Origin of the sequence: Rhizobium sp. UBA1881 (genome assembly GCF_002338015.1) — a bacterium.
Taxonomy (GTDB): Bacteria; Pseudomonadota; Alphaproteobacteria; order Rhizobiales; family Rhizobiaceae; genus Rhizobium.
This window is the reverse complement of sequence record NZ_DDHH01000130.1, coordinates 24855-31678: the sequence shown is the minus strand read 5'-3', so window position 1 is coordinate 31678 and position 6824 is coordinate 24855. Positions and strand designations below refer to the sequence as shown.

At 63.7% G+C, this 6824-nt stretch carries 9 protein-coding genes; 3 read left to right on the top strand and 6 right to left on the bottom strand.

Going from position 1 to position 6824, the window contains the following annotated elements:
* The 3 genes from B3605_RS16195 to B3605_RS16185 form a co-directional block, all read right to left on the bottom strand.
* Nucleotides 1–302, bottom strand: a 302-nt coding sequence (locus tag B3605_RS16195; RefSeq protein WP_296435045.1) for an anti-sigma factor family protein, incomplete at its 3' end; no start/stop codon positions are given.
* Nucleotides 299–904 (bottom strand): RNA polymerase sigma factor, encoded by a 606-nt coding sequence (locus tag B3605_RS16190; protein ID WP_296435044.1) that lies wholly within the window; start codon nucleotides 902–904, stop codon nucleotides 299–301. The genes B3605_RS16195 and B3605_RS16190, both read right to left, overlap by 4 nt.
* A 19-nt stretch (nucleotides 905–923) precedes the next feature.
* Nucleotides 924–1478 (bottom strand): tetratricopeptide repeat protein, encoded by a 555-nt coding sequence (locus B3605_RS16185; protein WP_112946091.1) that lies wholly within the window; start codon nucleotides 1476–1478, stop codon nucleotides 924–926.
* 192 nt (nucleotides 1479–1670) lie between these two features.
* Between B3605_RS16185 and B3605_RS16180 the strand changes: the two genes are divergently transcribed.
* From B3605_RS16180 to B3605_RS16170, 3 genes are all read left to right on the top strand, one after another.
* Complete coding sequence (locus tag B3605_RS16180) at nucleotides 1671–2720, top strand: type III polyketide synthase (protein ID WP_112946092.1); 1050 nt, start codon at nucleotides 1671–1673, stop codon at nucleotides 2718–2720.
* A 2-nt stretch (nucleotides 2721–2722) separates the two neighbouring features.
* Complete coding sequence (locus B3605_RS16175; RefSeq protein WP_112946093.1) at nucleotides 2723–3223, top strand: isoprenylcysteine carboxyl methyltransferase family protein; 501 nt, start codon at nucleotides 2723–2725, stop codon at nucleotides 3221–3223.
* Between the two features lie 76 nt (nucleotides 3224–3299).
* Entirely contained in the window at nucleotides 3300–4547 is a 1248-nt protein-coding gene (locus tag B3605_RS16170) for an NAD(P)/FAD-dependent oxidoreductase (RefSeq protein ID WP_112946094.1), read from the top strand.
* Between the two features lie 9 nt (nucleotides 4548–4556).
* Here B3605_RS16170 and B3605_RS16165 read toward each other — a convergent pair whose 3' ends face one another.
* From B3605_RS16165 to B3605_RS16155, 3 genes are read right to left on the bottom strand one after another with little or no spacing between them, the layout of a single operon-like run.
* A complete protein-coding gene (locus tag B3605_RS16165) occupies nucleotides 4557–5090 on the bottom strand; it encodes a gluconokinase (RefSeq protein ID WP_112946095.1) in 534 nt (177 codons plus the stop codon).
* Nucleotides 5091–5142: 52 nt separating this feature from the next.
* Entirely contained in the window at nucleotides 5143–5979 is an 837-nt protein-coding gene (locus B3605_RS16160; RefSeq protein WP_112533537.1) for a dipeptide ABC transporter ATP-binding protein, read from the bottom strand.
* Complete coding sequence (locus B3605_RS16155) at nucleotides 5976–6824, bottom strand: ABC transporter ATP-binding protein (RefSeq protein WP_081931800.1); 849 nt, start codon at nucleotides 6822–6824, stop codon at nucleotides 5976–5978. Before B3605_RS16155 ends, B3605_RS16160 begins: the two co-directional genes overlap by 4 nt.

The window sequence follows — 6824 nt, the reverse complement described above, 5'->3', positions numbered from 1 at the left end:
ACGCCGGCAACCAAGCAGGCGGCGAGCGCGCCGAGGAAGCGGCGGCGGCTGGGGGCCGGCGCTGGTGCGGCGGAGAGGCGCGAGAGGATGGCTTCGAGCTCGGCCTTCGGCGCCTGGGCAAGCAGCGGATCGAAGGCCTGCGCGAATGGCAGGCTGGCGCGGGACAGGAACTCGAGGCGGGCTGCGAGCTCGGCGTCCGTTTCCAGAAGCGCTTCGAGGCGCGCGGCTTCAGCGGGTGGCAGTTCGCCGTCGAGATAGGCGGTCAGCTCCTCGTCGGAGGGGATCGTGGTGTTGTCGGTCATCGTCCGCCCTCCTCCTTCAGATTGCCGGCCAGGGTCGCGCGGGCGGCGGCGAGCCGGCTCATGACGGTGCCGATCGGAATGTCCAGCACCGCGGCCACCTCCTTGTAGGACAGGCCCTCGACATAGGCCAGGAAGACCGAAGCACGCTGCGCATCGGGCAGCGCAGCCACGAGACGAAGCACCTGAGCGGCCATGACATGCGTCTCCGTTTCGCGCGCGCCATCGACGACGAGCGCTTGCTCGGCATCGACGAAGCCCTGCCCTTCGCGGACCCGCCGCGAGCGGATTTCATTGAGCCAGATCGAATGAAGAATGGCAAACAGCCAGCGGTCGAGCCTTGTGCCCACCTGAAACTGCGTGGCCCTCTCCAGAGCACGCACGCAGGTCTGCTGCACCAGATCGTCGGCCACGTCGCGGCGATGCGAGAGCACGAGACCGTAGCGCCAGAGCCGCGACAGGTTTTCCGTCAAACCGCTCCTGATATCGGATTCGCTTGCGATGGCCGCCTCCGCCACGGGGTTTACCGAAGACCGCGCCGGGCGAGCCGGCGCGGTCTTGTTGGCGTGACTATAGGCAGGAAATGTCGTGTAGGCGACGACCATCGGCATGTTCCTCGTCACATTATCGGGTGTTCGCGCTCCACGGATCGGTGATCGCTTCGTTGAGATCGCGATATTCCTCGCAAGACGTGCCGCACAGCGTCTTGATGGTGCCGAGCTGCTCCTTGGCGAGATCGATGCGGCCCTTGATGACATAGGCTTCGCCGAGATATTCGCGGACCTTGGCATATTGCGGATCGAGCTGGACCGACTTCAGATAGTAGCCAATGCCCTCATCCGTGCGTCCGAGCTTACGCGTTGCGTAGCCGCGATAGTTCAGCGCCTCGGCGGTGTTCTGATCCTTCAGCGTGTCGAGCATGGCCAGTGCCTCATCGTAACGACCGGCTTTGGCCAGCGAGTAGGCGTATTCGGTGCGGTTGTCGTCGGTGATGTTGGCGCCCGACTGCTTGACGCATTTCTGCGTCTTCTTGTCATAGACCTCACCCTTCTTGCAGGTCGGCGTGGTGGCGCCGCCGCTATCGTCGCCGCCGGCGGCGAAAGCAGGCGCGGTGAACGCGAAGGCGGCGATCGCGCCGCTGATGAGGACGGATGCAATCCGGGAGGTTGCTGAGGTCATGATGTATCTCCTTCGGGACAAGTCGAGTTGGTCTGGAAGACAGGGTTGCGGCGAATGAACACCGCTGGCGGCGGGTTTATTCGGCGGGTGTCGCGATTTTTCCGATCACCGTTTCGTGAGAGGCAGCGGCGAATAAAGCCCGGGCTGGCGTGTTTGCTCCGCGTGCGCCGGGGGACGAACAGGAGCATTTTCGTGAACGAGACCGTCAAACTACTCAGCCTCGCCACTGCGGCGCCACTGCATGTCATCACGCAGGAGGAAGCCGCGGAGACGTCGGCGCGGCTGTTTTCCAGCCGGCTGAAGGACTTCGCGCATCTTGTGCCGGTCTTCACCAATGCCGGCATCCGCACGCGACACGCCGCGCGGCCACTCTCATGGTTCACCGAGCCGCATGGCTGGGAAGACCGCATGCAGGCCTATCAGGGCGAGGCGCGCAGCCTGTTTCGGCGGACAGTCACGGCGACGCTCGATCAGGCTGGTCTCAGGGGAGCCGATGTCGATTGCATCGTCACGGTCTCCTCGACCGGCATCGCGACGCCGAGCCTCGATGCGCAGCTGGCATCGGAAATCGGGTTTCGGACAGATGTCGAGCGCCTGCCTGTCTTCGGCCTCGGCTGCGCGGCAGGCGTTTCCGGCTTTGCGATCGCGGCGCGGCTCGCCAAGGCGCGGCCCGGAGCGACCGTGCTCTTCGTCTCGATCGAGCTCTGCACATTGGCCTTCCGGCTCGATGAGCTGACGCGGGCGAACATCATCGCGACCGCGCTGTTCGGCGATGGTGCGGCGGCCTGCGTCTTGCGCGCGGGGCCGGAAGGGCTTGCCGCGGTCGAATCCACCGGAGAGCACCTGTTTCCCGATACGCTTGGGATCATGGGCTGGAAGATCGACGATACAGGCTTCGGGATCGTGCTGGCGCAATCGCTCCCTCCCTTCGCGGAGAAGGAGTTGGGACCGGCGATCGACGGCATTCTTGATCGCAACGGGCTGAGCCGGGATGATATCGACCGCTTCATCTGCCATCCTGGCGGGGCACGCGTTCTGGCGGCGCTGGAGACGGCCTTGTCGATCCCATCCTCGGCGCTCGACCATGAGCGGGCGGTGCTTGAGGAATACGGCAACATGTCCTCGCCGACGGTGCTGTTCGTGCTTGAGCGGGTGCTGCGCCAGGGATTGCCGAAGCGGGCGGCGATGATTGCGATGGGGCCGGGCTTTTCGGCCAGCTGCGTGACGTTGACGAGGGCCTGACGATGTGGCCCTCGATCATCATTCTCGGTTTCGTGACGGTTCAGCGACTGGCGGAGCTCATCATCGCCCGCCGCAACACCCGCGCGCTGATGGCACGCGGTGCCCGTGAAATCGGCGCCGACCATTACCCTGTCATGGTGGCGCTGCATGTGAGCTGGCTTGCCGGGCTCTGGCTCTTGGCGCCCGGCCATCCTGTGCAGCCGGTGTGGCTCGTGCTCTTCGTCGTGCTGCAGTTTGGCCGGCTCTGGGTGCTTGTGACGCTCAAGGGGCGATGGACGACGCGGATCATCGTGCTGCCGGGGGCGTCGCTGGTGCGCGAAGGGCCGTATCGCCTGTTTTCGCATCCGAACTACGCGGTCGTGATCGGCGAGATCGCGGTGCTGCCGCTGGCGTTCAACATGCCTCTTTATGCGGCCATCTTCTCCATCATGAACGGGCTGATGCTGTGGCTTCGCATCTCGGTCGAGAGCCGCGCCCTGAAGGCGGCAATGTTTTTGAAATGAATGCGATTTTTCATTTGCACGCGGCTTGGCGGAGGGGCATTTTCCATGCCTAGACTATCGTGGGTTTCGTGGGAAAATGACGAAGAACGTAATCGTGCTTGGAGCCGGCATCGTCGGCGTATCGACGGCCATTCATCTGCAGCGGCGCGGACGCCAGGTGACATTGATCGATCGCAAGCCGCCGGGCAACGGCACATCCTTCGGCAATGCCGGATTGATCCAGCGCGAGGGCGTGGTGCCCTATGGATTTCCGCAGCAGCTCGGCCTTCTCGTCCGCTACGCCTTCAACAACCGTATCGATGCGCATTATCATCTGAAGGCGCTGCCGGGCCAGCTTTCCTTCCTGGCGCGCTACTGGTGGCACTCCAACACCAAGCGCCACCAGATGATCTCGAAGGCCTATGCGCCGCTGATCGCGCATTCGATCTCCGAGCACAGCGACCTGATCGAAGCAGCAGGCGCCGAGCATCTGATCCGCAAGAACGGTTGGATCGAGGTGTTCCGCACCGGTGAAAAACGCGACGCGGAATTCGCCGAGGCCGAACGGCTGCAGCGCGAATTCGGCGTCGGCTTCGACAAGCTGGACACCGGCGATCTGGCGCGGCTGGAGCCGGATCTCAATCTCGGCTTCGTCGGCGCGCTGAAGTGGCGCGATCCATGGTCGGTCATCAATCCGCAGGCGCTGACGGCAAGCTATCTGCGCTATTTCGAAAGCATCGGCGGTCGCTTCATCACCGGGGATGCGAACTCCTTCGGCAAGTTCGGCGCCGGCTGGAAGATCGCGACCGACGAGGGGCCCGTCGAAGCCGACGAGGCGGTGATGGCGCTTGGGCCATGGGCAGCGGTCGCGACGAAGCGGCTCGGCTACGCCTTCCCGCTTGGGGTCAAGCGCGGCTATCACATGCATTATTCGGCGAAGGGCAATGCGGTGCTCAACAACACCGTGGCCGACACGGAGCTCGGCTATCTGATGGCGCCGATGGAAAACGGCATCCGGCTGACGACGGGTGCCGAATTCGCGGCGATCGACGCGCCGAAGACACCGGTGCAGCTCGACCGCGCCGAAACGGTGGCGCGCGGCGTGTTTCCGCTCGGCGAGCGGCTCGATCCCGAACCCTGGATGGGCGCCCGCCCCTGCACGCCCGACATGATGCCCATCATCGGCAAGGCGCCGCGCCACGAGGGCCTATGGTTCGCCTTCGGCCACGCGCATCACGGGCTGACGCTCGGGCCGGTGACCGGAAGGGCGCTGGCGGAGCAGATGACGGGCGAAAAGCCTTTCGTCGATATCTCCGCCTATTCGCCGCAGCGGTTTAATCCCTGAACGATCCGGCTAGTAAACACCCAATTCCTTGAGATCGCGGAGCGCCGTCTTCGCGATCTCGTCGATCGTTCCATCGATATCGACAGTGACGACGCCCGGTTCGCCGGTCGGGATCTCGAGCGTTGCCAGCTGGTTCTCAAGCAGGGAGAGCGGCATGAAGTGGCCCTTGCGGGCGCCCATGCGCGCGGTCAAGAGCTCCTTGGAGCCGTGCAGGTAAACGAAGAAGAGGTTGCCGTCGACGGCGGCGCGCAGGCGGTCGCGGTAGCTCTTCTTCAGCGCCGAGCAGGAAACGACGATACCCTCGTTGCGGTCGAGCGCGGCCTTCATGGTCTGGCCGATGATATCGAGCCAGGGCATGCGATCCTCGTCGGTGAGCGGGGTGCCCTTCGACATCTTCTCGACATTCGAGGCCGGATGCAGCGCATCGCCCTCGGCGAATTCAACGGCGAGCGCTTTCGCTATGGCCTCGCCCACGGACGACTTGCCGCAGCCGCTGACCCCCATGACGATGATGGCATGGGGGCGCGTGTTTTGTGCTGACATTCCAGAAACTCTCCTCACCTCGACATGATCCGCCGTGTCAGGAGACCCAAGCTTACGACGCGATGGCCGCATTCTTGCGGGCGAGACGTGCCCTGATGGTGTCGACATCGGCGCGCGGCGTCGCCGCGAACAATGTCTTCGTATAGCTGTGCTGCGGGTCGTTGAAAACCTGATCCCGCGATCCGTATTCGACAGCTTCGCCGTAATACATGACCATGACGTCATCGGCCATATAGCGGACGACCGAGAGGTCGTGGCTGATGAAGACGTAGGTGAGGTTCAGCTCGTCCTGCAGGTCGGCGAGCAGGTTCAGCACCTGTGCCTGCACCGAAAGGTCGAGTGCGGAGACCGGCTCGTCCAAGACCAGAAGCCGCGGCTTCAGCATCAGCGCGCGGGCAATGGCGATACGCTGGCGCTGACCGCCGGAGAACATGTGCGGATAGCGGTTGAAGTGGACGTCCTGCAGGCCGACCTTCTTCAACATCGACATCGCCAGTTCCCGGCGTTCGGCGGCGGGCGTGTTGGTGTTGATGATCAGCGGCTCCATCAGGATATCGCCGATCTTCTTGCGCGGGTTCAGCGAACCATAAGGGTTCTGGAACACGATCTGCACCTTGCGGCGCATCTCGGGCGTCAGATCGCCGGCTGCGATATCCACCTTCTTGCCGTCGATAAACAGTTCGCCGTCGCTTGCCGGATCGATCATGGTGATGATGCGGGCGAGCGTGGACTTGCCGCAGCCGCTTTCACCGACGATGGCGAGCGTCTTGCCCTCTTCCACCTTGAAGTTCACGCCCTTGACAGCGTGTACGGTCTTTTCCTTCTTGAACAGGCCGCCCGGCAGGAAGTAGTTGCGGACGATGTTCTTGCCTTCGAGGACTGGCGTCATTGGGCCGCTCCCTCACTTGTCTGTTTGAAGATCTCGCCGATGGTCGGCAGGCGATCGCCGGTGGCGTTGTCGGGCAGAGCCGCGAGCAGCGCGCGGGTGTAATCGCTCTTCGGTGCTTCGAACAGCGACAACACGTCGGCCTCTTCCATCTTGCGGCCCTTGTACTGCACGATCACGCGATCGGCGGTCTCGGCGACGACACCCATGTTGTGGGTGATCATGATGAGACCCATGCCGTGTTCCGTCTGCAGGCGCATCAGGAGATCGAGGATCTGCTTCTGGATCGTGACGTCGAGCGCGGTAGTCGGCTCGTCGGCGATCAGGAGCTTCGGGTTGCAGGCAATCGCAATCGCGATCATCACGCGCTGGCACTGGCCACCCGACATCTGGTGCGGGAAGTGGCCGAGGCGCTCGGCGGGGTTCGGAATGCCGACGGCTTCGAAGAGCTCGATCGCGCGCTTGCGGCGCTCCGCCTTGCCGAGGCCGAGGTGGATGCGCAGCACTTCCTCGATCTGGAAGCCGACCGTGAAGCACGGGTTGAGGCTGGCGATCGGCTCCTGGAAGATCATCGACATGTCCTTGCCGATGATCTTGCGGCGCTCGCTGCCCGACATGCCGAGCAGGTTGCGGCCGTCGAAGACCAGCTTGTCGGCGGTGACCTTCGCGGTCCAGGGCAGAAGGCCCATGGCTGCCAGCATGGAGACGGACTTGCCGGAGCCGGATTCGCCGACGATGGCCAGGACTTCGCCGGCCGAGACCTTCATCGACACGCCATCGACGGCGCGGAAGGTGCCGGTCGAGGTCTGGAACTCGACGACGAGATTTTCGATTTCGAGAAGTGCCAT